Genomic DNA, 22,047 nt, shown 5'->3' on the forward strand with positions numbered 1-22,047 from the left:
GGCGGTATAGTCCCGCCATAAGCAGATTTGTCAGGGAGATAGCATCGATATGGCTGAATTCGTTCTTTATTGCATGGCCCAGTCAGGGCATTCCTACAAAGTCGCGCTCATGCTGGAGCTGTGTGGCGCCGACTGGGAAGCGTCCTGGGTCGATTTCTTCAACGGCGAAACGCGCAGCGAAGAGTTCCGCTCGTCACTGAATGAAATGGGCGAAGTCCCGGTACTTGTTCATGGCGATGAGACACTGACCCAGTCTGCAGTCATCATGGACTATCTCGTTGAGAAGTTCGGCAAATTCGGCTGGGAGACTGACGAAGAACGCCGCGAAATCCTGCGCTGGACCATTTTCGACAATCAGAAAGTGTCCGGCATGATCGGCCCGCTGCGGTTCATGCGCACGCTGATCAAGACCGGTGAAACCGATGTTGTGAAGTTTCTGGATGGGCGGGCGAAAAGCGCGCTGGCAATTCTAGACAAGCACTTGGCGAAAAACGATTTCGCTATCGGCTCCAAACTGACGACAGCCGATTTTTCCCTCTGCAGCTATCTGTTTTACGAGGGCGAACTCGGCATTGACCTCAACGAATACCAAAACGTGACCGCCTGGCTGGACCGCATAAAGTCCCAACCCGGCTGGAAACATCCTTACGACCTCATGCCTGGCCACCCTTTGCCAAGCGCCGCGTGAGGCCCGCCTGATCTAGAGGAGGATTTGATGCCTGAAGCCTATATTTACGACCACGTGCGCACCCCGCGCGGCCGTGGCAAAAAGGACGGTGCGCTGCACGAAGTGCCAGCCGTCCGCCTGGCGGCCACCGCACTGGAAGCGATCCGCGACCGCAACGGTATCGACACGAAAAAGGTTGATGACGTGGTTCTCGGCTGCGTTGATCCGGTCGGTGAAGCCGGCGGTGACATCGCCCGTGCAGCCGTGTTCGCAGCGGATTATGACACATCGGTTCCGGGCATGCAGATCAACCGGTTCTGTGCATCAGGCCTTGATGCCGTCAACATGGCCTCCGCTCAGGTCATGTCCGGCCAGCACAAGCTTGTCATCGCCGGTGGTGTTGAAAGCATGAGCCGCGTCGGACTTGGCGCGTCTGGTGGCGCTTGGCCGATCGAGCCGCAGGTTGCCATTCCCTCCTACTTCATGCCGCAGGGCGTTTCCGCTGACCTGATCGCAACCAAATACGGCTTTAGCCGTGACGATTGCGATGCCTATGCCGTGGAAAGCCAGAAGCGTGCGGGCAAGTCCTGGGAAGACGGCAAGTTCGACAAGTCAGTCGTTCCAGTCAAGGACATCAACGGCATCACAATCCTGGCCAAGGACGAGCACATGCGTCCGGAAACGGACATGCAGTCCCTCGCCTCGCTCAATCCGTCGTTTGAAATGATGGGTGCAATGGGCGGTTTCAACGCGGTTGGCATTCAGGCCCATCCGGAAGTGGAAAACGTCAAACACGTTCACCATGCAGGCAACTCCTCCGGGATCGTTGACGGCGCTGCGGCAGTGCTTATCGGCTCTTCGACAGCCGGCCGCTCCATCGGTATGAAGCCGCGCGCGCGCATCAAAGCCTTCGCAAATATCGGCTCCGAACCAGCGCTGATGCTGACCGGGCCGGTGGACGTGACCGAGAAGCTTTTGAAGAACGCCAAGATGGAGATGAAGGACATTGATCTCATCGAGATCAACGAAGCCTTTGCGTCCGTCGTTCTGCGCTATCAGCAGGCGTTCGATCTTGATCCGGAAACGGTCAACGTCAACGGCGGCGCGATTGCTCTCGGGCACCCGCTCGGCGCGACCGGCGCGATGATCCTCGGAACAGTTCTTGACGAACTGGAGCGCCGCGACCTGAACACCGCGCTGGTCACGCTTTGCATCGGTGCCGGTATGGGCACCGCAACCATCATCGAGCGGGTCTGATAAAATGGTCGCCCGGCTCCATCCAGTGCGTGGCAGTTCATCCCGCCGTCTATTCGGCGGTGGATGCCGCAATGGATCTGGGCGACATGACCGTTTTGACTTATTGGGCCGCGACCAGCGTTTCGCTAAACGTCACCTTGGGCATCGTCTCAAGCTCAGGCCGGGCGAAAAGGTAACCTTGCAGAAGGTTGATGCCGAAGTCTTTCAAGACATGCAATTCGCCCTCGGTTTCAATGCCTTCCGCGAGCATGGCAATTCCCAGATCATGGCAGATGGAAGCAACGCCCCGTACAATGGCGCGCTTGGTAAAATCGCTGTCGATGTCTCGGACCAGACCCATATCAATCTTGACAATGTCAGGAGTGAAAGACGCCAAAAGGTTCAGGCCGGCATAGCCAGCGCCGAAATCGTCGATCGCGGTCAAGAAACCCTGCCGCTGATATTCGGCGATGATGCCCTGCAAGTGAGCCGGGTCAGTGACGCGTTCACTTTCGGTGAATTCGAAATTTATCCGGCGCAAGTCGAAACCGGTTTGGGCGGCGGCCACAAGGGTTGTTCTGATGCAGGCGCGCGGCTCATACACCGCGTTCGGCATGAAGTTGATCGACAAGATGCAGTCAGGGGGCATAAGGCGTGCGGCCAACTCGATGGCTTTAACCCGGCATCGCTGATCGAAACTGTACTTTGTCTGGTCAGTGACCCGGGAAAGAACAGTGGGAGCCGGTTCGCCGGACATCCCACGGACCAAAGCTTCATAGCCCCAGATTTTTTGGGCATTGATGTCCACGATCGGTTGAAAGGCCATCGTGAAGTCAAAGTCGATTTCGTTCCCGCCCCTGCATCCGTCGCAAGACATGGCGTCCCCTTCCCGGCCGTACCGCAAATGTCTGGATCGAACACTAACGGGCGTGGACTTCCAAATCCTTACCCTGGGTACAAAAGCTTGAACATTCGCTCTTCTCATTGGGAAAGAGCGCACAAAAACGAAACAACCTTCCACTGATTAGGGAGAGACAGATGGATTATAAGAACTTCACGATCGAAACCGACGAAGACGGTATTGCCCTGATCACGTGGGACATGCCGGAGAAATCGATGAACGTCATTGATCTCAGCGTCATGGAAGAACTCGATGCAGTCGTTGATCGGGTTGTTGGCGATGAGGCCATCAAGGGCGCGGTCATCATATCCGGTAAGAACGCCTTTTCCGGCGGTGCAGATCTGACCATGCTGGAAGGTCTCTTGAAAGACTTCCACGTGCAGCGCGCGAAAGATCCAGAAGCTGCCGCAAAAGCGCTGTTCGAAGGCTCCCGCAAACTGACTCTCGTTTACCGGAAGCTGGAAACCTGCGGCAAGCCGTTTGTGGCAGCTGTGAACAGCACTTCCATGGGCGGTGGCACAGAGTTGGCGCTCGCTTGTCATGCGCGGGTTGTCGACGAAGACCTGAAAATGGGTCTGCCGGAAGTGAAAGTTGGCCTGTTCCCAGGTGCTGGTGGCACTCAGCGCGTCATGCGCATGGCCGATGGTCAACAGGGCATGCAGTTCCTTTTGCAGGGCAAAACACTGCGCGCCCCTCAAGCCAAGCAGCTGAAGCTGGTCGACGAGGTCACCCCGTCCAAGAAGCTGGTTGCGGCAGCCAAGAAAATGCTTAAAGCCGGGGTCGATCCGGTCAAGCCGTGGGACAAGAAGGGCTTCAAGCTGCCGAACGGCAACATCTATTCTCCTGCGGGTTTCCAGTTCTGGCCGGCTGCAAACGCGATCTACCGCCGCGAAACCTTCGACAACTACCCGGGCGCCCGTTATCTGCTGCATGCGGTCGTCGAAGGCCTTCAGCTGCCGATGGATCTCGCCCTTCAGGTTGAAAGCCGCTACTTCGCGAAGGTCCTTCAGACCCCTGAAGCCGCAAACATGATCCGCTCCCTGTTCGTCTCTATGCAGGAGCTGAACAAAGGCGCACGCCGCCCCATCGACCAACGCCCCAATAACATCAAAAAAGTTGGCATCCTCGGCGCGGGCTTTATGGGAGCGGGCATTGCCTATGTCACTGCGCAGGCCGGTATCAATGTGGTTCTGATTGACCGCGACCAGGAAGCTGCCGACAAAGGCAAAGCCCACACCGAAGACCTGCTGACCAAGGCGGTCAAGCGCGGCCGGTCCACCGAAGACAAAAAGGCCAAGGTTCTATCCCGCATTCAAGCGACCGCGGACTACGAGGAACTCGCCGATTGTGATCTCGTGATTGAGGCCGTCTTTGAAGATCGCGAAATCAAGAAGACAGTGACCGAAAAAGCCGAAGCGGTGATGAAGTCACGGGCGATCTATGCGTCCAACACCTCGACACTGCCGATCACCTCTTTGGCGCAAGCCTCCAAGCGTCCTAAAAACTTCATCGGTATCCACTTCTTCTCGCCTGTCGACAAGATGATGCTTGTCGAGGTGATCATGGGCAAACGGACGTCCGACCGGGCTCTTGCCATGGCGCTCGACTATATCAAGGCCATCAAGAAGACCCCGATCGTCGTCAACGACAGCCGCGGTTTCTACACGTCGCGCGTTGTCATGACCTATATCCGCGAAGGCCTGATGATGCTGGCGGATGGCATTCCGGCGCCAATGATCGAAAACGCGGGCAAGATGGCAGGCATGCCGGTCGGTCCGCTGTCTCTCGGCGACGAAGTGGCACTGGACCTTGCTTGGAAGATCGTCTCGGCAACCCGCAAGGATCTCGGCGTCAAATACGTTGAAGGCCCGCTCGACAACATCCTGGAAGAGATGGTCGTCAAACGGGAACGCTTTGGCCGCAAGAACGGCAAGGGGTTCTATGACTACAACGGCAAGGATAAGAGCCTGTGGCCGGGTATTCCGGACGTCGTTGGCCAACCGAAATCGGCCGACAGCTTCAACATCGAAGAACTCAAGCAGCGTCTGCTTGTCATGCAGGCCCTGGAAACGGCCCGGATCTTTGAGGAAAACTGCCTCACCGACGTGCGCGAGGCCGATGTAGGCTCGATCCTCGGCTTTGGGTTTGCCCCTTACACTGGCGGCACACTCAGTTACATCGACATGATGGGCACTACCGCATTTGTCGAACTTTGCAAGAAGTTCACGCGCAAGTGGGGACCACGCTTCAAGCCAAACAAGCTGCTGCGTGAAATGGCCAAAAACAACGAAACCTTCTATGGCCGGTTCCCGCCCAAAGGCGACGTCGCCGTCAAAGACGCTGCCTGATAAAAAGCAGCACTCATGCACCTTTCAACGCCGCTTTCTCTGGAAAGCGGCGTTTTCTTTTCCGATCACATTCGTGTTTGCAAAATACGACGCGACTTGATCCCACATGCCGCCTCATGCAAAGTGGAGGTAAGAAAAAGACCTTAAGGTTTGCTTGGAGGGGAAATGCCGCTTGACGGAGAGTGGGCGCGCGCGGATGTGCTGCGTGTCTTGCGGGACGTCTGTCCAAACGACAGGTTGGACTGGGCTCATATCGCCAAGGTGTATAACTTTGACCTTCAGGCTCTGGATGATCCGCAGGGTATCGTTCCCATAACGGCTTGGCATGGCACCTTTGAATATGTCGCGAAGTCTCTGGACGACGACGCGATCATGTTCGACATGTTCAACAAGCTGGATGTCGGCAGTTTTTCCATATTCGACTACGTTTTTGCCTGCGCGCCGTCTTTGCGTGATGCGTGTCAGGCCTGGGTCCGGTTCATTCAGATCCGCACGAATGCCTACCGGATCAAGTTCGAAGAGACAGAGACCGGCGCCTTTATCGAATGGCCCAGCCTGGAGGGACGCGGAGAGTGGCGGCAAAACATGTTTGCCCGGATAGGCTGGGCAACTCGGCAGCTGGAACATGCGCTCGACATGAACGTCCCGCCCATTCTCATTGAAATCGCGACCTACCCGCCAGAAAAGACATCTGCCTTTCAAAAGAAGTATCAGGGCCGCATCCAGTTTCATGCGCCGACGAACCGGATCAGTTTACCAAAGGCGTTGCTCAACAGGCCTTTGCGGCGTCAGGATCCGCATCTCTACCAGATCATTTTAAAATCGGCGCTTCAGGAACTGGATGAATTCGGGCAGATGGTCTCTCCGATCTCACGCCTGGCAAACGAAATCGCTGCCAGCCTGTCTGAAGGTGGCGCTGCGTTGCCAAAGATCGCGGCAAAAATCGGTATGTCGCAACGGGCAATCCAGCGCCTTCTTGCAAAGGAAGGCACGACATACAGACAACTGAACGAAGAGATCCGAAAATCCGCAGCAGAGCGGTATTTACGCTCCACTGACCTTCCAATGAAGGAGATCGCTTTTCTCTTGGGCTTTTCTGAACTCAGTACTTTTTCGCGAGCCGTTAAATTATGGTTTGGCGAGTCCCCAAGAAAGGTTCGGGAAAAACTCGCTGCCTGCCGGACACGAAGTGCGGAGGAAGACGACGAACTGGAGACAGCGCTTTCATCCGTTGGTCCTCCGGATCCGCTTGTGAAACCGAACTGATTGACCTGAGTAATGCGCGCGCATCGGGCGCAGATCGGTACTTCTTGCGCAATCCATTGGTTATGCGCCTGCCATATTGGCGCCATGGAGCACCTACACCACATTGATGCCAGTTAAAATGGGTGATCGGATCCTTGAGTAGCCCACAGGTCAGTCGTTGCGCGGTGCCTCAGGAAAGACTTCGTCATTTTGGAGAATAAAGCGCGGCAGCAGATCGGGCTCCTGCTTACCGCGCCAAAACTTTCCCTTACCTGGAAACGCCTAATGGAGCTCCCGGCACTGGTGCGGACCGACGCCAATCGTCTCCGACCGGAGTGCATCGTCAATCCCCAGCTACGCCTGATTGCCTGTTGGGCTCCGCAGTCCTGTTAAAACACAGCTGCGATTATTGTCTTTCACAAACCGGCGTGGAAGCTGACCGCGTACGAGTGTGGGTGGGTTGTACACGCCCAAGTAAGTCTTCCAAGGTCATTGTTAGAGCAAAACACGTCTTTTGTCATTAGCTTGTTACGTACACATTTTTGCGATTTACGACACCGCATATAGTTAACAGCGATCTGTTTTCGTTTGCAGTTTCGAGTTTTTCGATCGCATGTTTCATTCCAGCGCAAATGTTTACATTGAAAGACCTGATTTTGGTGCTTACGTCTATTGCGAGCAAAACTGCATTTTTGGAGAACCTGATGTCCGACAATAACTTGAACCGTTTCATGGGAGGCTCCCCTGGGCAAGTTCTGTTGCGTCTGGTTTTCCTGTCGTTTGTTGTCGGGATTATTCTCGCTGCGCTTAATCTGAACCCAATCGATCTCGTTCATATGGCCATCGAGTTTGTCGAGCGCCTGTGGAGCATGGGCTTTCATGCGCTTGGACGTCTTGGCGGCTACCTGGCGGCGGGCGCCGTTGTCGTCATTCCGATTTGGCTCCTGTTACGGCTGCTTGCTGTCGGGAAAAACAAATAGGCCCGGCGACACACTTTATGCGGGAAATTTAACCAATCATTAACCATCCTGAAGAGACACTCTCACGTGTTTCATTCTGGATTGGTTTATGTCTCTTTTCTCGATCGCTTCGAACGCCAGCCAGCAGCAGTTTTCGTTGCGGCCTCAGACCAATGGCTCAGGCCTGCAGAAGTCTGTCCGGTCAGCCGAAACGCTTTTGAACCAAATCGGCAACACGGCCCCGCCACTGACTAAAGAAGAACAAAAGGCAGCGCAGGGTCTCCTTCAGGATTTCAAGGACGCTGTTGAGAGCAGCGTCAGCATGTCCCGCGCCCTGCAAGACAACAAGGATGCGCTCCGAGAAGAACGTCTGGCCCGCATCGAAGCGCGGATTGAGCAACTGAAAGAGCTGCTTCGATTTGCAACACCGGAACAGGCCAAACGCCTGCTCAAAGAGCTCAAGCAGATTTCGAAGGAATTCAGCAGTGCTGCCAACGGGCTCAAAAAGGCCGCCGGAGAATTGGGAGGTGGCTCAAGCAGCTCTCTGAGCGCGACGGCCAACGCTGTCAGCTCCGTGATTTCCAGTACACTCGGCAGCGCATCACAGCCTCCCACTGCGTCTAATCAGGTTGCCGTCGGTTCGAGCGCTGCCCAGGTTGCAACCGCAAAGCTCCTCTCAGAACCCGCCGTCTCCAATCCGGATACTGGCACGCCATCTGAGTACACTGGGAAAAAGGACGGGACCGCCACTGGGCGCGGATCCAAAACCCGGGAAGAACAGACCGAATCGTTGAAAGCCGGCGTCTTCGCCTATGCTGAACAGCAGGCCAAATCGGAAACTGCTCACAAGGATAGCCGCATCGCCGGAATGCGCGATGAACAAGATCGGTTGCGTAAGGTGGGCGATGATATCGAAATGCTGGCCAAATGGCTGGAAGCGCTTGCTGAAAAAGATGACGAAACCGAAGACGACCTCGACGACATCCGGGATGAATTGAAAACTGGCCGGGATGACCTGAATGATCCTGAGCAATTAGAAACGTTGAGACCCAAGGCCACTGAATTTGGAACGCGCGCAAGTCAGTTTCAAGAAACAGCTGTCACCGGGTCAAGTATCGGCGTCACAACGCCCGTGGTCCAAACAGATATTGTGGTCTGACATCACCCCAAAACGCTTGTTCTTTCGGACTGCCTTTCGGCTTCCCAAACCGACAGCGCCGTTCTGTGCAAGATCACATGACGATCGGCCAGTTCCTCAATGTCGGTAGAGTATCCACCGCCAAGAACACCAGCCAGTGGAATACCAAGGCTGCGAACAGTTTCAATGACATAGCGGTCGCGCGCTTTCAGGCCATCTCGGGACAGGGCAAGGCGGCCCAGCCTATCTTCAAAATATGGATCAACACCCGCATTATAGAAGACAAGATCCCAAGCCTCTTGGCGCAGCAAATCAGGCAGAACTTCTTGGAGAGCCGTCAGGTAGGCGGCATCTTCCATTGCATCCGGCAGGGCAAGGTCAAGATGCGACGGCACCTTTCGAACCGGATAGTTTTTGGCCGAATGCATTGAAAACGTGAAGATATCCGGATCACCTGAAAAGATATCGGCGGTTCCGTCGCCCTGATGCACATCGAGATCGATCACCAATGCCTTTCGGATTGCACCATCAGCCTGCAGAACTTTCAAGGCAACTGCGACGTCATTGAAGACACAAAAGCCGGCACCGTGCGCGCGCCGGGCATGGTGGCTGCCGCCCGCCGTGTTGCAGGCAAGACCGTGCTCCAGAGCCAGATAGCCGGTTAGAACCGAGCCTCCGGTTGCACACCGGGCCCGCAGCGCGATGTCAGCGCGCATGGGAAAGCCGATTTCACGGGCGATCTTTTCCGGTACTTCCGCATTGAAGACCTGGTCGACATAAACCGGATCATGTGCAAGAGCGACCCACTCGAACGGCGCGGGCCGAGGGCGGTAGAAGTCGCCACTTCCAAGCAAACCTTCCGCCCGGACGAGTTCGGCGACAGCGCGGAACTTGTCCATCGGGAACCGATGGTTTGCAGGAAGGTCGGCACAATAGCCAGGGTGATGCACGATCTGAAGTGTCATTTGCTCAAATATAGACAAAACCGCTTGTCCGAAAAGCCACATGACCGCCATGCGGGTGCGTGCCCTTGACGCGCCCCCGCTCCAAGGCGATGACTGCAGCTTGAATCGAAAGTGTTTGCATGTCCTCCCCAACTTCCACCGAAAACGCCGCCCCAGCGGCTGACCTGACCGTGACCCATCGCGGTGTCCTGGCCATCGCGGTGCCGATGACGCTTGCCTATCTGTCGACGCCGCTTCTTGGTGTTGTCGATATGGCTGTAATCGGCCGGCTCGGAGACGCTGCCCTGATTGGCGGCATCGCGCTCGGCGGCATCATCTTCGATCTGGTTTTCACCACCTTCAACTTTCTGCGCTCTGGTACCACTGGCCTGACGGCCCAAGCGCTTGGCGCACGCGATGAGGCCGAAATCCGGGCGACTCTCCTGCGGGCTTTGGTGATTGCCGGGATCGGCGGTGCACTGGTGATCATATGCCAGATACCGCTGCTGATGGCGGGGCAATGGTTTCTTGGCGGCAGCGAGGACGTTCAGGCGGCGACGACACGCTACTTCGACATTCGCATTTACAGCGCGCCGTTCCTTCTTGCCAACTATGCGATCCTGGGCTGGTTCATCGGCCTTGGACGCGCTGGCACCGGGCTGATGGTGCAGCTGTTTTTGAACTGCCTCAACATTGTACTCAGCATCTGGTTCGTCATGGGGCTGGGTTGGAGTGTCGAAGGCGCCGCGCTCGCAACGGTTCTCAGTGAAGTTGCGACCACTGTTTTCGGCCTGACCATAATCCTGGCGCGCCCGCGACCAGGCACTTGGCCGAGCGCGCAGATTGTGTTCAACAAACGTCTCTTGTTGCGGATGATGGCCCTGAACCGGGACATCATGATCCGGTCCTTTGCGCTGCTTTATGCATTCGCCTTCTTCATGGCCCGTTCTGCCGATCAAGGGGACGCGGTGCTTGCCGCCAATGCCGTCCTGCAAAAATTCACCATGATCGCGGCCTATTTCCTGGACGGCCTGGCGACAGCCGCAGAACAGCTCGCTGGATGGGCCGTTGGCGCTCGAAAACGCAAGGCCTTTGACCGGGCGCTGAAACTGACGGCATTGTGGAGCTTTGCCATGGCAGCGCTTCTGTCCGTGTTTTTTGCCCTGTTCGGCCACATGATCATTGACCTTCTGACAACAAATGCGGACGTCCGGGCGCTGTCACGGATTTACCTGATCTGGGTGATCCTCGCACCACTTCTCGGGGTTCTCGCTTATCAGATGGACGGCGTTTACATCGGCGCAACCTGGTCCGGAACCATGCGCAACATGATGCTGGTGTCGCTCGCCGTCTATATCGCCGCCTATTATGCGCTGTTTCCGCTGATGGGAAACCATGGTCTCTGGCTGGCGATCTCGATGTTTCTCGGACTGCGCGGCCTGACACTACTGGCGGTTTGCCAGCGCCGCGCTGCTGAAACCTTCGGCTAGCGGTTATTGCGTTTACGGCTCTTTGGATGCCCAGTCATCAACGCTGGCATCGCGGGCGGCCCGCAACGACGGCAATCCCTTTTCGTCAAGTTTGGCAGCGAGGCCTTTGAGGATTTCGTCGATCAGCGACGGCCCCTTGAAAACAAGAGCGGAATAGAGCTGGAGCAGATCGGCTCCGGCGCGGATCTTCTCCCAGGCAGTTTCTGCGCTGTCGATACCGCCAACACCAATAATCGGGAGATCCGGTCCCGCCATCGTGCGTGCCTTTGCCAGCATAATGGTTGATCTTTGGAATAACGGGCGGCCGGAAAGGCCCCCGGTCTCCTGGAAAGGCCCCTCGCCGCTCAAGCCTTCGCGCGAAATCGTGGTGTTGGAAACAATCAGGCCATCTACCTTTTTGTCCAACACTTCTTCGACGATGTCCTTAAGGTCGCCCACGACAACATCCGGCGCAATCTTCAAAAGAACCGGCACCTGACGGCCGATTTTCGCAGTTGCGTCATCGCGCGCAGCCATGACGCGGGTCAGCAAGTCTGCAAGCGCCGATCGTGCCTGCAAATCCCGCAAACCCGGCGTATTCGGCGAAGAAATGTTCACCGTGAAGTATGAGGCAAATTCCGCGAATTCGTGGATACCGGCAACGTAATCCGCGTTCCGGTCTTCAGAATCCTTGTTTGCGCCGACATTGATGCCGACCACGCCAGAAGCTCCGTTCCGAGCTTTTAGACGGTCCCGCAGAGCAGCGTGCCCGTCGTTGTTGAAACCATACCGGTTGATGACCCCATGATCGGTCGGCAAACGGAACACGCGTGGTTTTGGGTTGCCGGGTTGAGCGCGCGGCGTAACAGAACCTGCTTCCGTGTACCCAAACCCGAGCTTCAGCAGTGCATCCGGCACTTCGCCGTTCTTGTCAAAGCCGGCTGCCATGCCAAGAGGGTTCGGGAAAGTCAGATCCCAAAGGTTGACGGCGAGCCGGGCATCCACCGGGCTTGTCCTCGAAGGCACCAAACCAGATTTCAGGCCCAAAATTGTCACGCGGTGGGCTGCTTCCGCGTCCAGCAACTGAAGGCCCTTTTGGATTGCCGTTTCAAACACGTTCCCGCTCATACCGCCAGCTCCGGAAACACGTGCGCCCCATCATCGCCGAGGGGAAGATCCCTTACCCAAACCGCCGAAGCTGGATCGAGGTCGGAGTAGAGGTGCGGAAACAAGGCCCCGCCTCGCGACGGCTCCCATTTCAGGGTGCCGCCAAAGCTTGTGTCGTCGAACGCGACGATGAGCAAATCGTTCTGGCCGGCGAAATGCTTTGCAGCAGTTTCCCGGACCTGCTCAGCGCTGGAGAAATGAATGAAACCGTCAGCCAGATCCACAGGAGCTCCTTTAAACACGCCAGACTGTTCGGCTGCCTGCCACATGGTTTTGGGCACAATTTTGAAGATCGCTGTCATGCGCTGGTTTCGCTCCATGCGGGGTTGGGTCCATCGGAGTAAGACAAGTCCGTTGTCCAGGATAATTTCGGCGGACACTACTCATGCTCGTCGGGACAGACAAGCAGTGCACCCTTGTCTGTGCTGCCATTCTTGCTTTTTGACAGAAAAAACTGCACTCACCATACTCGGAAAAAAGGTATTTATTCCTGTTTGATTGGTGGTGGGAGACGGGCCCCGATGCTGTCGCACGAAAAAGTATGGGCTGCCATTGATGCATTGGCCTCTTACAACGAGATGACGCCGTCAGGCCTGGCGAAGAGAGCCGGACTGGATCCGACTACCTTTAACCGCTCGAAACGCTTTGCCGGTGATGGGCGTCCACGATGGCCATCGACCGAATCTCTTGCAAAGATCCTTGAGGCCACAGGCGAAAGCCTGAAAAGCTTTGCCGGTCGGGTGGAAGCCCCAGAACAAAGGCCGTCCACAACCCTTTCTGCGCTGCCGGTTGCTGGCTTTTCCAACGTGCATGAGGAAAACGCGTTCGACACCACGGGCCGCCCGACGGGAGAACACTGGGAAACAATTGTTTTTCCGACTGACCACACCCAGAACATTTTTGCCCTTGAAGTGTCTGGCGACGCCTTGCTGCCGCTTTATCGTGAAGGTGACCTGATTGTTGTTGCGCCGTCCGCTGCGGTCCGGCGCGGTGACCGGATCGTGTTAAAACCCTCAGAAGGCGGTCTTGCCGTCTACACGCTTTTGAAACGGACGCCGAAAACCTTGCAGGTCCAGACAATCGGGGACAATCCGGAGAAGGCGGCGCTTCTCCACTCGGCAATTGAGTGGACAGCCCGTATCATCTGGGCGAGCCAATAACAGGGTTGAGATCCGGATATGAAAATCCGCTCACTGGTCGTCCCACTTGCAGTCGTCGGTGCTTTCGCCGGCGCGGTGGCGTGGCTCATTATCGCAGAACCGCCAGCTATACCTGAGCCGGAGACCGTCTCTTCTCAAACCGAACCGGTTGTGGCGGCCAAACCTGAAAATGATGCAGCTCCGCTTGCTCCGAGCGTGCCTTCGCAGGAAGAACAAACTGCCGCGTCCCCTCCAGATGCCCTTCGGGACGTATCACCGGACGGTGTGTCGGCACCTCAGGTCACCGGTAAACTTACCCGTGTCGGGCCGTCGGAACGGCTGTTAGAACTCCTGAACCCGCCGGTTGAACCAGTCCCGGATGGTCCGCTGGAACTCGTCCGCGTTGAAGTTCCGGATGCAGGACATTTGAAGTCCGGGCGCCTGACAGTGCGCCTCGCCCATATTGAATCGCTGGATCTGGAAGCCAAGTGCAAGACAGAACTGGGTGCCTCGTGGCCTTGCGGCATGCGGGCCAGAACCTTTCTGCGAGGTCTCATCCGGCGCTTAAAAGTCAGCTGTGTCAAACAAGAAGACCTTGCCCCGCAGGAAATTTCGGCTGTCTGTACCAGAGGCGCAATCGATCTGAGTTCGCAGTTGGTCCGCTTTGGCTGGGCAACGCCTTTGGAAACTGCCCCGGATGAATTCAAGGAACTCGCAGAAGCGGCCAAAGCCAAGGAGATCGGCCAGTGGCAGACCGAGTGGCTGACAGATCTTCCGCAAGCAGATTGGGCTGAACCCAGCGCCCTCAACGAAATCGATCTGGAGCAACTCGCGCCAGACGTTGTTGATTGGAGCCTGCGGACCCTCACAGACGGCACGACAACGAACTCCGGCAACACAGACACTCAGCCTCAAGTTGAGTGAGCAGAAAGAATATACCAAAATAACTCTTAGACATTGGACGATAGGTATTTCAACTAATATTCACACATTCGATTATTAGAATTTCTTTTACGAGGCTCACGCTAGGTTAACGACGTTGAATATCCAGCAACGTGAAAGACTTAGCAAAAATGTCGATGCCGAAGCCCGTAAATCCTTCCGAAACAACCAATCTCAGCAAGTTCATCGACTTTATGACGCCAAAGGGCAGCAGCACGCATGCGTCGAAGAAAGTCTGGAAGGATCTCCAACCTGCCATGCCCGACATGCTGGACCGGTTCTACAATGACATGCTCGCAAACGAAGAGCTGCGAGCAAAAATGGGCTCCTACGCTACCAATCCCAAGTCGTTAAAAAACGCCCAGAGCAAGCATTGGGACTATATTTTCAACAATGATCCCGATCTTGAATTCATTGGTCAGGCAGCGCGTATCGGTCAGGCTCATGTGCGGATCGGCTTGGAGGCGGAATGGCTGATGTCAGCCTTTGGCCGCATGTTGAACGAAGCCATCCCGGTGCTCATTCGCAAACATCGCTTCTCGCAGAGCGCCATGACCTCATCCATCCAGGAGCTTGTGACCCGTTTTTTTCTGGACATGATCCTCGCGCAACGTGCCTTCGAAACCGAAAAACAGCGGTTGGACGGAATTCACGAGCGGGAAACTACAGGTCTGCGCAACCTTCAAATCACGGCTGACAATATCGTCGAACTGAATGAAATCGTCATGGCGATGGCGCTCTTGTCCCGAAACACACAAGAAGCGAATGTGAACGGGGAATCCATTTCGGCAGCGGCTGATCAGCTGGTTGCCTCCATCGAACAGATCTCGGAAAACAGTGAAGGCGCAGCACAGGAAGCTTCCCAAACCAATGAAGCGGCCAAAGATGGCCTCAACAAGATGTCTGCGGTGTCCCAGGCGATCGGTGACATTTCCCGAACCTCGCGAGAAACATCTCAAAGCCTGTCAGACCTCAACACAGCGGCAAACCAGATCAGCGAATTCCTGTCGGTCATCCAATCGATCGCCGATCAGACGAACTTGTTAGCACTCAATGCAACAATTGAGGCCGCCCGTGCAGGGGAGTCTGGCAAGGGCTTCGCGGTTGTGGCCGCCGAGGTGAAGACACTCGCTTCGCAAACAGGCAAGGCAACGGAAGACATTGCACAGCGCATCGATGCACTGACTGCAGGAATGGCAACAATCCAAACTGCAATTCAGGGATCAGAGGGAGCGGTTCTAAACGGTGAAAGCGCGATCGCATCTGCCAATGAAATCATGCAGTCGATTGACACGATGGTTGGAAATGTTTCTGAGCGGGCTATCCAGATCACAGATATTTTGCGTCAGCAAAAAGAAGCCAGTCACGAGATCGCAAGAAACGTATCGTCTGTCGCGGAATCCAATCGCAACACCGACATGCAGCTCGGCGAAATGCAAACCACGCTTCAGCATTGCAACACTCACTTCAGTGACAATGCCAAACGTTTCTTCGACGCAGACAGTGACCGGTCATTGGTTGAAATGGCCCGGATTGACCATGTTCTGTTCAAAAAGCGGGTCGTCGATACTGTGACCGGACATGACGATTGGGGATCTTCTGTGATGCCTGATCACCATCATTGCCGACTTGGCAAATGGTATGACGGCATCAAGAACGACCGCGTCCGGAACCACCCGGCTTTCAAGGCCCTCGTGGCCCCGCACAAGGACGTTCACGACGCAGGGCACAGGGCGCTTCTGGCCGCGGAGGAAGGCCGCAGGCAGGATGCGTTCGACGCGCTCAAAGATCTGGACACATCCAGCAACGCCGTTTTGGACAAGTTGGTTCTGCTGGCCAAAGCGATGGACAATGAACTCCAGGATGCCGAAGCCAGACGATCCCCACGCAAGGATACGGCCGCGGTTACCCAAGCCCATGTCGATGGCAAAACACAGACTATCGAAATCGAAAATATCTCCCGCACAGGCGCGGCACTGAAGGGGCTGGTCGGCGCCGAAAAAGGAAAGACCGTAAGCGTAATGATCGATGATCAGGAACGCCTTGGACATGTTGTCTGGACTGACGCCGGGACGACCGGCATTCAATTCTTCGACGATGCGGACTGAGTCCAAATAAACCAACCGAACGACGGCAACGTAAGCTGGTCACCAGATGAAGGAGACCAGCATGCGGATGATTGCGATATGTGGGATGGCGTTGGCGCTGTCGAGCCCGGCTCTAGCGGACCTCGATGTCCGGTTCGATGAGGGGGCGCCAAAAGACCGGTTCACAATTTCTGCGGCTGGCGGCTGCGACCTTGGCCCGATGACCGTGACGATCGACCTTCAGCCCTCCCCGTTCGGTCTCATCTTTGACACGACATCAAGCGGCGCCGGCGTTCAAGTATTTCAGCCGTTCGAAATCACGGATGGCCGAGAGCATCTGACTGCCATCCCATCCGTGAAAGACGGCGACAACAGCATCCAGCTGACTGTCACCAGCCTTGGAAAATCCGAGAAAATTTCCTTCACGATCGACGTCGACGACACCGTGCAAAGCCGCGAGATCACGGTGTCAGATGCCGAAATCACCGGCGCAAAGGTCGTTGCGCTGCGGGACGGCCAACGGTCAGAGGCTGTTTTCGGACCGAATGCAATGGCGAGCGTCAAAATGAACGCTTGCGTCTCCTGAAAACAAAAAAACCGATGACCGGCACACAGTCATCGGTTTTTTCTTCATAGGTCTGGCGCTTTAGTCCGCGATCGTTCCGGCGAGCGCTCTTGAGATCATGTCGCGGGTTTCGGAAATCCCGTAGAGCGCGACAAAAGATCCAAAACGCGGGCCTTTTTCCTGTCCCAACAGCAGCTGATAAAGCGCTGAGAACCAGGCAACGGACACGCCCGGTCCACCATCAGGTCCCTTTTTGTTGTGATCCTGGTAGCGCTCGATCGCCCTTGCCACATCCAGAACCGCGTCCTGGATGGTCGCGCCGTCGGCATCGGCCGGCAAAGCTGCAAGTTTCGCATCCAGTTGCTCAAGTGCCTGACGCTCAGTTTCATCTGGTGTCTTGAAGGACTTGGTCGGTTTCACAAAATCGTCGAAGTAACGGATTGCGTAGCTGACCAGTGCGTCAAGCTCCGGATGTGTCTCAGCCGTTACGCCCGGCGCATAACGGGAGATGAAGGCCCAAAGCACATCCTTGCTGTCTGCATTGGATGCGGATACCAGGTTGAGCAACATGGCAAACGACACCGGCATGTCGATCTTCGGGATGTCGCCGGAGTGAATGTGCCATGCCGGGTTTTGCAGTTTCTGCTCAACCGGCATCTGCTCGTATTTCTGCGCGAACGTATAGTATTCGTCGACCGCCTTCGGGATCACATCGAAATACATCCGCTTCGCCGTACGCGGTTTCTGGAACATGTAAAGCGCCAGGCTTTCCGTAGGCGCGTAGGTGAGCCATTCATCGATGGACAAACCATTGCCTTTCGACTTGGAGATCTTCTCGCCCTTGTCGTCCAAAAACAGCTCATAGACGTAATGCTCCGGCGGCGTTCCGCCGAGGACCTTACAGATCTTGTCGTAGACCGCCATGTTCGGACCGTGGTCCTTGCCGAACATTTCAAAGTCGACGTCAAGCGCTGCCCAGCGCGCGCCAAAGTCCGGCTTCCACTGAAGCTTCACGTTGCCGCCAGTGACCGGCACGGTCACGTCCTGGCCGTCTTCATCCTCAAAAGTGATGGTGCCGTCGTTGGCATTGACCTCTTTCATCGGGACATAAAGGACCCGGCCAGAGGTCGGCGAGATCGGAAGGAACGGCGAGTAGGTCGCCCGGCGCTCCTCTCCAAGCGTTGGCAACATTACATCCATCAGCTTTTGATAGCGTTCTGCAGCCCGCAGAAGAATGTCGTCGAACTTGCCCGACTTGTAGTAGTCGGTCGCACTCGCGAACTCATAATCAAAGCCGAAGGTGTCTAGGAACCGCCGCAGCATGGCATTGTTATGATGTCCAAAGCTCTCATAGTCGCCGCCGAACGGGTTCGGCACGACGGTGAGCGGCATCTGCAAATACGGCTCAAGCGCGGCTCGGTCCGGCACGTTTTCAGGGATTTTCCGCATGCCGTCCATATCATCGGAGAAGCAGATCAACCGTGTCGGGATCTTGTCTTCGGTCAACAGACGGAACGCGGTGCGCACCATCGTCGTGCGGGCAACTTCACCGAAAGTACCGATATGCGGCAGCCCGGACGGGCCGTAACCTGTTTCGAACAGAACCGGTTTTTGCGGATCCCGCTTCTCGATCCGTTTGACCAGTTTTCGCGCTTCTTCGAACGGCCACGCTTTGGACTTGGTGGCCGCCTCGACAAACTCTTGCGAAAGGTCAAGCGGAGGCAGGGATTGATCGGTCATGTTCTTAAGGTCGTTTCAGTTGTTCTTGAGGGAAAAGCTGGCGAAACGGGTCATTCCCCGGGGTTGGTCAGCTTGATGCGGCGCGACACTAGAAAACGGCGGGGCCGCCGTCAATCAATTGTCAAAGGGAACATGCTTGAAGCAGCGGGTTTGAGCAGCTACATCGGGGCAACAGAAATGCCCATTGGTGGCCAAGGAGAATTGAAAAGTGTCAGGACAAGACCCGATCAGCATCGAGGAAGCTCTCATCTACGTGATGGTGATTGTCGCCGCCTCGGACAATTCCATGACCGACAATGAACTGGCAACGATCGGCGACATGATCAAGACACTGCCCGTCTTCAAGGATTACAACCCGAACAATGTCATCCCGGCAGCCCAGCGCTGCGGTGATATCCTGCAGGAAGAAAATGGCCTGTCGCTGGTTCTAGAACTGGTTGGCGACATTCTCCCGGCCAAGCTCTATGACACTGCCTATGCCCTGGCTGTTGAGGTGGCCGCGGCCGACCTGCATGTCGAAAAAGAAGAACTGCGGATCTTGCAGTTGTTGCGCGATCGTTTCAGCCTGGACAAGTTGACAATCGCTGCCATCGAACGCGCAGCCATTGCCCGCCACCGCACCGCTTGATCGAAGGTATCTGATCATTGCGTTTCATGCAGCGGCGCTGGGTGTACTGGCTGACCGGATCGGTTTTTGGCGCTGTGATGCTGGTTCTCGGCCTGCAGGTATTATCGGGTCTCGATGATTTTGACCTTTCGGCTTACGAGACGCGCTTCGTCTCGTTTAGTCATCAGGACACACAAATCTCCGGGACCCTGCACCTGCCCGGCGGACAGAATCCCCCTGTCTTGGTGCTCATCCATGGCGACGGACCGCAGGACCGCTATTCCGGCGGCGGATACCTGCCGCTCATAAAGGTCTTTCTTGAGAGTGGCATTGCCGTTTACTCCTGGGACAAGCCAGGCGTTGGCGGCAGTTCAGGCAATTGGCTGGACCATTCCATGAGTGACAGGGCCGACCTTGCGAAGGCGGCCCTCCTCCGGTTGAAAACACTTCCCGGCCTGTCACTGTCTTCATTCGGCTTTCTGGGGTTTTCTCAGGCCGGATGGGTGCTGCCTCACCTTGCCCAAGAAAGCGAACCAACCGACTTTCTTGTGCTCATTGGAGGTGCCGTCGATTGGCAACGCCAAGGGCAATATTACACACGGCAAAGACTGGCTGCTGACGGCGCTTCAGCAGAGGCAATCAAAAGCGAACTGGATCGCCAAGCCGGTCGGAACGAGCAGTATCTGGGCCCAGAGGCGGCTTACGCCGATTATCTTACCGCTCAAGACACATCCAGCCCGATGCCGGAGGATCGGTTTCACTTCGTCAAAAGGAACTGGCGTTCAAATTCAACAGAAACGCTGAAGACTGCCGAAAAACCGATGTTCATCATTCATGGCAGCGACGACCTGAACGTTGACCCTAACTACAATTCTCAGACCTACCGGCAAATTCTGGAAAACCAGCACCCAGCCAACCGGTTTGAGATCATCGACAGGGCCAGTCATGGCTTGTTGCGCTCTGATTTGTTCAATTATCAGCGCCCCGACCAAATGCCTTTTTGGGTGGAATGGGCCTTTTTGGCTTTGGGGCGTGAGGCCTTTGCGCCGGGAACACTCGACCTTATCGCCAACTGGGTCCATGACCAGTCGCATTCTGCCAGTGTGACGGTGCGCTAGTTTGGGTCAAGGTTCAGGGTGTATTAAACAAACTCCGCCTGGCGGCCCAAATCGTTCCAAATTGAATTAATAGCTTTACCCGCCCCTAACCGGGAGGCCGCTAAGACCCGATCAGAGCCGAAAAGGCCAAGGGGCATCATGCGGAGATGGGGATGAACAAGCCTTCACAAGGCTATCAGGCGACTGTGCGCTATCCGTTAAGGCGCCATCAGCAGCAAGTCGCCCTTAGGCACCCCGCTCAGGCCCATCGCCCCAATCGGCAGGTTTCTCGCAACAAAGCCCAGAAGAAGGCCCACTGGGGTGTGCGGATGCTGATCGCCTTTGTTGGCTGGATCGTTGGCGTCACCGCCGTATCGCTGGTGATGTTCGCCGAGTATCATTATCCGCTGGCCAAAAACCGCGACCCGGATCTTTTTGCGCTCGTCCTTGGCACCGGTTTTGCCGGACATGCGATCTATGCTGTCATGGCGATCCTGGCCGTTGCCCTGCTCACCGCGTTCAACCGACGGAAATGGATCTTGTGGGTCCTGATCGGTTTTGCGGGCGGCCTCTACAGTGTCTGAAAGCGCCGGAGCCCAACCTAGTTGAGGCTGCGGATCGTATCTGGAAGGTCCAGCGAGAAGGCGGGCACTTCAACCTGGAAGGTCGTGCCGTCTGGGCGCTCCATTTCGTATGATCCGGCCATGATCCCGGAATCGGTCGCAAGCGGGCAATAAGAGGAATACTCGTAGGTCTCCCCCGGCTCGATCACAGGCTGCTCACCAACCACACCTTCACCGCGCACTTCTTCCAGCCGGCCGAGAGCGTCCGTGATCATCCAATACCGGCTCTTGAGCTGTACAGGCTTGTCACCACCGTTGTGGATCTCAACGAGATAGGCCCAGATAAACTCCTGGTCTTCTGGCTTCGACTCATCGTCCAGATAATAAGGCTCTACGGAGACTTCGATATTGTCGGTTATGGCGCGGTAACTGCCAGACACGATTGTTCCTTTTATCATTCCGGCCGAGTGGCCGAGTTGCATGTGGCTTATAGGGCGATTGACGCAACCGTGAAAGAGTGTGGCTTGTGAAATCGGACCGGATTTCGCATTAACGCCCAAACAATCCTTCGTAAAGCCGCTTCTACATGTTTGATGCCCGCCTTCGACCAATGATCGATCCTCCCCTGAATGCAATTGGGGTGCGGCTGGCGAATGCCGGCATCAGCGCCAATATGGTGACAGTGTCCGGTTTTTGCTTGGGGCTATTGGCTGCCGTCTCAATTGCTTTTGGATATTTTCTGGCAGGGTTTGTTCTTATCGCCCTCAACCGGCTGTTTGACGGATTGGATGGTGCGGTTGCGCGCGCCAGCCAGAAAACGGATCTTGGCGGCTATCTGGACATCACGCTCGACTTCTTTTTCTACGGTGTAATTCCACTCGCCTTTGCAATTCAGGCTCCAGAGACCAATGCCCTGCCGGCAGCGGCTCTGCTTGCAAGTTTTTATGCCAACGGCTCCGCTTTTCTCGCCTTTGCCATCATGGCGGAAAAACGCAACCTTACGACCAGCCACCAGGGGGCAAAGTCGCTTTTTTACATTGGCGGCTTGGCGGAGGGCACCGAAACCATCGGTCTCTTTTTGCTGATGGCACTTGTTCCAGCTTGGTTCCCTGTCCTTGCCTGGGCTTTTGCCGCCGTTTGCCTTGTGTCCGCTGGTGCCCGCGTCCTGATCGGTCTCAGCGCCTTGAAGGATCGTTGATCGCCTGTCGTACCAATTAGATCCGGCCATTCAGA

General features: G+C 56.0%; 21 protein-coding genes. 15 read left to right on the top strand and 6 right to left on the bottom strand.

Features of this window, described 5'->3' with window-relative positions; all coding sequences use genetic code 11:
- Positions 1 to 49 precede the first annotated feature (49 nt).
- Complete coding sequence (locus AC0J4F_RS23605) at positions 50 to 688, top strand: glutathione S-transferase family protein (protein ID WP_473024949.1); 639 nt, start codon at positions 50 to 52, stop codon at positions 686 to 688.
- Between the two features lie 27 nt (positions 689 to 715).
- On the top strand, positions 716 to 1,924 hold the full coding sequence (locus AC0J4F_RS23610; protein ID WP_209172948.1) for an acetyl-CoA C-acetyltransferase: 1,209 nt from the start codon (positions 716 to 718) through the stop codon (positions 1,922 to 1,924).
- A 100-nt stretch (positions 1,925 to 2,024) separates the two neighbouring features.
- On the opposite strand, the gene AC0J4F_RS23615 is transcribed toward AC0J4F_RS23610, so the two are convergent.
- Positions 2,025 to 2,780, bottom strand: coding sequence for an EAL domain-containing protein (locus AC0J4F_RS23615; protein WP_473024950.1), 756 nt, complete (start codon positions 2,778 to 2,780; stop codon positions 2,025 to 2,027).
- A 161-nt stretch (positions 2,781 to 2,941) separates the two neighbouring features.
- Here AC0J4F_RS23615 and AC0J4F_RS23620 point away from each other — a divergent pair, with 161 nt between their 5' ends.
- The 4 genes from AC0J4F_RS23620 (at position 2,942) to AC0J4F_RS23635 (ending at position 8,515) form a co-directional block, all read left to right on the top strand.
- On the top strand, positions 2,942 to 5,152 hold the full coding sequence (locus AC0J4F_RS23620; protein ID WP_473024951.1) for a 3-hydroxyacyl-CoA dehydrogenase NAD-binding domain-containing protein: 2,211 nt from the start codon (positions 2,942 to 2,944) through the stop codon (positions 5,150 to 5,152).
- Positions 5,153 to 5,317: 165 nt separating this feature from the next.
- Entirely contained in the window at positions 5,318 to 6,418 is a 1,101-nt protein-coding gene (locus AC0J4F_RS23625) for an AraC family transcriptional regulator (protein WP_473024952.1), read from the top strand.
- Positions 6,419 to 7,101: 683 nt separating this feature from the next.
- Complete coding sequence (locus AC0J4F_RS23630; RefSeq protein ID WP_133947913.1) at positions 7,102 to 7,377, top strand: DUF6460 domain-containing protein; 276 nt, start codon at positions 7,102 to 7,104, stop codon at positions 7,375 to 7,377.
- An 88-nt stretch (positions 7,378 to 7,465) separates the two neighbouring features.
- Positions 7,466 to 8,515, top strand: a complete 1,050-nt coding sequence (locus AC0J4F_RS23635; protein ID WP_473024953.1) for a hypothetical protein — start codon at positions 7,466 to 7,468, stop codon at positions 8,513 to 8,515.
- Between the two features lie 2 nt (positions 8,516 to 8,517).
- On the opposite strand, the gene AC0J4F_RS23640 is transcribed toward AC0J4F_RS23635, so the two are convergent.
- Positions 8,518 to 9,459 carry a histone deacetylase family protein gene (locus AC0J4F_RS23640; protein ID WP_473026463.1) on the bottom strand — a complete coding sequence of 314 codons (942 nt, stop codon included), beginning with the start codon at positions 9,457 to 9,459 and terminating at the stop codon, positions 8,518 to 8,520.
- A 119-nt stretch (positions 9,460 to 9,578) separates the two neighbouring features.
- Here AC0J4F_RS23640 and AC0J4F_RS23645 point away from each other — a divergent pair, with 119 nt between their 5' ends.
- A complete protein-coding gene (locus AC0J4F_RS23645; RefSeq protein ID WP_473024954.1) occupies positions 9,579 to 10,928 on the top strand; it encodes an MATE family efflux transporter in 1,350 nt (449 codons plus the stop codon).
- A 12-nt stretch (positions 10,929 to 10,940) separates the two neighbouring features.
- Here AC0J4F_RS23645 and AC0J4F_RS23650 read toward each other — a convergent pair whose 3' ends face one another.
- Positions 10,941 to 12,035 carry a quinone-dependent dihydroorotate dehydrogenase gene (locus AC0J4F_RS23650; protein WP_473024955.1) on the bottom strand — a complete coding sequence of 365 codons (1,095 nt, stop codon included), beginning with the start codon at positions 12,033 to 12,035 and terminating at the stop codon, positions 10,941 to 10,943.
- Positions 12,032 to 12,376, bottom strand: a complete 345-nt coding sequence (locus tag AC0J4F_RS23655; RefSeq protein WP_209177087.1) for a DUF952 domain-containing protein — start codon at positions 12,374 to 12,376, stop codon at positions 12,032 to 12,034. The genes AC0J4F_RS23650 and AC0J4F_RS23655 overlap by 4 nt, the downstream gene beginning before the upstream one ends.
- A gap of 219 nt (positions 12,377 to 12,595) precedes the next feature.
- Between AC0J4F_RS23655 and AC0J4F_RS23660 the strand changes: the two genes are divergently transcribed.
- The 4 genes from AC0J4F_RS23660 (at position 12,596) to AC0J4F_RS23675 (ending at position 16,828) form a co-directional block, all read left to right on the top strand.
- Complete coding sequence (locus AC0J4F_RS23660) at positions 12,596 to 13,234, top strand: S24 family peptidase (protein WP_209002279.1); 639 nt, start codon at positions 12,596 to 12,598, stop codon at positions 13,232 to 13,234.
- Positions 13,235 to 13,252: 18 nt separating this feature from the next.
- Positions 13,253 to 14,137 (top strand): thermonuclease family protein, encoded by an 885-nt coding sequence (locus tag AC0J4F_RS23665; protein ID WP_473024956.1) that lies wholly within the window; start codon positions 13,253 to 13,255, stop codon positions 14,135 to 14,137.
- 155 nt (positions 14,138 to 14,292) lie between these two features.
- On the top strand, positions 14,293 to 16,263 hold the full coding sequence (locus AC0J4F_RS23670) for a methyl-accepting chemotaxis protein (RefSeq protein WP_473024957.1): 1,971 nt from the start codon (positions 14,293 to 14,295) through the stop codon (positions 16,261 to 16,263).
- A 61-nt stretch (positions 16,264 to 16,324) separates the two neighbouring features.
- Positions 16,325 to 16,828 (top strand): aggregation factor core, encoded by a 504-nt coding sequence (locus AC0J4F_RS23675; protein WP_473024958.1) that lies wholly within the window; start codon positions 16,325 to 16,327, stop codon positions 16,826 to 16,828.
- A gap of 60 nt (positions 16,829 to 16,888) precedes the next feature.
- Here AC0J4F_RS23675 and AC0J4F_RS23680 read toward each other — a convergent pair whose 3' ends face one another.
- Positions 16,889 to 18,547, bottom strand: a complete 1,659-nt coding sequence (locus AC0J4F_RS23680) for a lysine--tRNA ligase (RefSeq protein WP_473024959.1) — start codon at positions 18,545 to 18,547, stop codon at positions 16,889 to 16,891.
- Positions 18,548 to 18,803: 256 nt separating this feature from the next.
- On the opposite strand from AC0J4F_RS23680, the gene AC0J4F_RS23685 reads away from it, so the two are divergent.
- The 3 genes from AC0J4F_RS23685 (at position 18,804) to AC0J4F_RS23695 (ending at position 20,835) form a co-directional block, all read left to right on the top strand.
- Positions 18,804 to 19,175, top strand: coding sequence for a tellurite resistance TerB family protein (locus AC0J4F_RS23685; RefSeq protein ID WP_008194819.1), 372 nt, complete (start codon positions 18,804 to 18,806; stop codon positions 19,173 to 19,175).
- 26 nt (positions 19,176 to 19,201) lie between these two features.
- Complete coding sequence (locus AC0J4F_RS23690; protein WP_473024960.1) at positions 19,202 to 20,272, top strand: alpha/beta hydrolase family protein; 1,071 nt, start codon at positions 19,202 to 19,204, stop codon at positions 20,270 to 20,272.
- Between the two features lie 152 nt (positions 20,273 to 20,424).
- Positions 20,425 to 20,835 carry a hypothetical protein gene (locus AC0J4F_RS23695; protein WP_133947933.1) on the top strand — a complete coding sequence of 137 codons (411 nt, stop codon included), beginning with the start codon at positions 20,425 to 20,427 and terminating at the stop codon, positions 20,833 to 20,835.
- A gap of 17 nt (positions 20,836 to 20,852) precedes the next feature.
- Here AC0J4F_RS23695 and apaG read toward each other — a convergent pair whose 3' ends face one another.
- Complete coding sequence (gene apaG / locus AC0J4F_RS23700) at positions 20,853 to 21,272, bottom strand: Co2+/Mg2+ efflux protein ApaG (protein WP_209172933.1); 420 nt, start codon at positions 21,270 to 21,272, stop codon at positions 20,853 to 20,855.
- A 128-nt stretch (positions 21,273 to 21,400) separates the two neighbouring features.
- Between apaG and AC0J4F_RS23705 the strand changes: the two genes are divergently transcribed.
- Positions 21,401 to 22,012, top strand: a complete 612-nt coding sequence (locus tag AC0J4F_RS23705) for a CDP-alcohol phosphatidyltransferase family protein (RefSeq protein WP_473024961.1) — start codon at positions 21,401 to 21,403, stop codon at positions 22,010 to 22,012.
- Positions 22,013 to 22,047 lie beyond the last annotated feature (35 nt).

The organism is Roseibium sp. R5, assembly GCF_055755305.1.

What these genes read in the sequence shown, in the direction of transcription:
- AC0J4F_RS23605 (WP_473024949.1), top strand. Translation starts at nt 50, where the DNA reads ATGGCTGAATTCGTTCTTTATTGCATGGCCCAGTCAGGGCATTCCTAC.
- AC0J4F_RS23610 (WP_209172948.1), top strand. Translation starts at nt 716, where the DNA reads ATGCCTGAAGCCTATATTTACGACCACGTGCGCACCCCGCGCGGCCGT.
- AC0J4F_RS23615 (WP_473024950.1), bottom strand. Translation starts at nt 2,780, where the DNA reads ATGTCTTGCGACGGATGCAGGGGCGGGAACGAAATCGACTTTGACTTC.
- AC0J4F_RS23620 (WP_473024951.1), top strand. Translation starts at nt 2,942, where the DNA reads ATGGATTATAAGAACTTCACGATCGAAACCGACGAAGACGGTATTGCC.
- AC0J4F_RS23625 (WP_473024952.1), top strand. Translation starts at nt 5,318, where the DNA reads ATGCCGCTTGACGGAGAGTGGGCGCGCGCGGATGTGCTGCGTGTCTTG.
- AC0J4F_RS23630 (WP_133947913.1), top strand. Translation starts at nt 7,102, where the DNA reads ATGTCCGACAATAACTTGAACCGTTTCATGGGAGGCTCCCCTGGGCAA.
- AC0J4F_RS23635 (WP_473024953.1), top strand. Translation starts at nt 7,466, where the DNA reads ATGTCTCTTTTCTCGATCGCTTCGAACGCCAGCCAGCAGCAGTTTTCG.
- AC0J4F_RS23640 (WP_473026463.1), bottom strand. Translation starts at nt 9,459, where the DNA reads ATGACACTTCAGATCGTGCATCACCCTGGCTATTGTGCCGACCTTCCT.
- AC0J4F_RS23645 (WP_473024954.1), top strand. Translation starts at nt 9,579, where the DNA reads ATGTCCTCCCCAACTTCCACCGAAAACGCCGCCCCAGCGGCTGACCTG.
- AC0J4F_RS23650 (WP_473024955.1), bottom strand. Translation starts at nt 12,035, where the DNA reads ATGAGCGGGAACGTGTTTGAAACGGCAATCCAAAAGGGCCTTCAGTTG.
- AC0J4F_RS23655 (WP_209177087.1), bottom strand. Translation starts at nt 12,376, where the DNA reads ATGACAGCGATCTTCAAAATTGTGCCCAAAACCATGTGGCAGGCAGCC.
- AC0J4F_RS23660 (WP_209002279.1), top strand. Translation starts at nt 12,596, where the DNA reads ATGCTGTCGCACGAAAAAGTATGGGCTGCCATTGATGCATTGGCCTCT.
- AC0J4F_RS23665 (WP_473024956.1), top strand. Translation starts at nt 13,253, where the DNA reads ATGAAAATCCGCTCACTGGTCGTCCCACTTGCAGTCGTCGGTGCTTTC.
- AC0J4F_RS23670 (WP_473024957.1), top strand. Translation starts at nt 14,293, where the DNA reads ATGCCGAAGCCCGTAAATCCTTCCGAAACAACCAATCTCAGCAAGTTC.
- AC0J4F_RS23675 (WP_473024958.1), top strand. Translation starts at nt 16,325, where the DNA reads ATGCGGATGATTGCGATATGTGGGATGGCGTTGGCGCTGTCGAGCCCG.
- AC0J4F_RS23680 (WP_473024959.1), bottom strand. Translation starts at nt 18,547, where the DNA reads ATGACCGATCAATCCCTGCCTCCGCTTGACCTTTCGCAAGAGTTTGTC.
- AC0J4F_RS23685 (WP_008194819.1), top strand. Translation starts at nt 18,804, where the DNA reads ATGGTGATTGTCGCCGCCTCGGACAATTCCATGACCGACAATGAACTG.
- AC0J4F_RS23690 (WP_473024960.1), top strand. Translation starts at nt 19,202, where the DNA reads ATGCAGCGGCGCTGGGTGTACTGGCTGACCGGATCGGTTTTTGGCGCT.
- AC0J4F_RS23695 (WP_133947933.1), top strand. Translation starts at nt 20,425, where the DNA reads ATGAACAAGCCTTCACAAGGCTATCAGGCGACTGTGCGCTATCCGTTA.
- apaG (WP_209172933.1), bottom strand. Translation starts at nt 21,272, where the DNA reads ATGATAAAAGGAACAATCGTGTCTGGCAGTTACCGCGCCATAACCGAC.
- AC0J4F_RS23705 (WP_473024961.1), top strand. Translation starts at nt 21,401, where the DNA reads ATGTTTGATGCCCGCCTTCGACCAATGATCGATCCTCCCCTGAATGCA.